Annotated in this window: 1 protein-coding gene; it reads left to right on the forward strand. The window is 40.3% G+C overall.

Annotation, left to right across the window (positions count from 1 at the left end; translation table 11 throughout):
- Positions 1-133: 133 nt before the first annotated feature.
- Positions 134-519, forward strand: a 386-nt coding sequence (locus FC60_RS09160) for a citrate lyase holo-[acyl-carrier protein] synthase (protein ID WP_191978596.1), incomplete at its 3' end; no start/stop codon positions are given.

Raw genomic sequence — 519 nt, forward strand, 5'->3', positions numbered from 1 at the left:
CCTAATCTTTTTGCTGGTGGCGAAAATATGCATTCACGCTTTGAATTCGTGTCCGTACAAACAATGGAACAGGTAGTGAACGTTTTATTGAAGATCAGTTATTTAAATATTGCGGACAACTAAGGAGTTGCCAATGAAAATTCCAGAAATTTTCGCTACAGGTCAGGAAGTAGATACCCAAACTATCCGAGAACACGCTCATGCACGCTTTCAAGAGTTATCAATGCTCGTTTCCAGTAATCCAGACTGGACCGTCGTCAGTGTTGCTTTAAATATCCCTGGTTCGATTAAAACTAATCAGTTAATCCAGGATTTTTTTCAAAATGGGGTTAAAAGGTTTGAAAATAGTCTGATTGCTCGGGGACTTACTTTCAAATGTCAGTTGCAGGATGATTTATCGCCAACTGGTCCTGAACGCAGCTATCTTATTAAAGGAAATCCACTCTTAATTAAGAGTCACACCAGCCATTTTGAAGGAGCCAACCCATCCGCCAACTTATTTAATCTGGATGTGCTGGC

It is taken from the genome of Limosilactobacillus gastricus DSM 16045 (assembly GCF_001434365.1).
Taxonomy (GTDB): domain Bacteria; phylum Bacillota; class Bacilli; order Lactobacillales; family Lactobacillaceae; genus Limosilactobacillus; species Limosilactobacillus gastricus.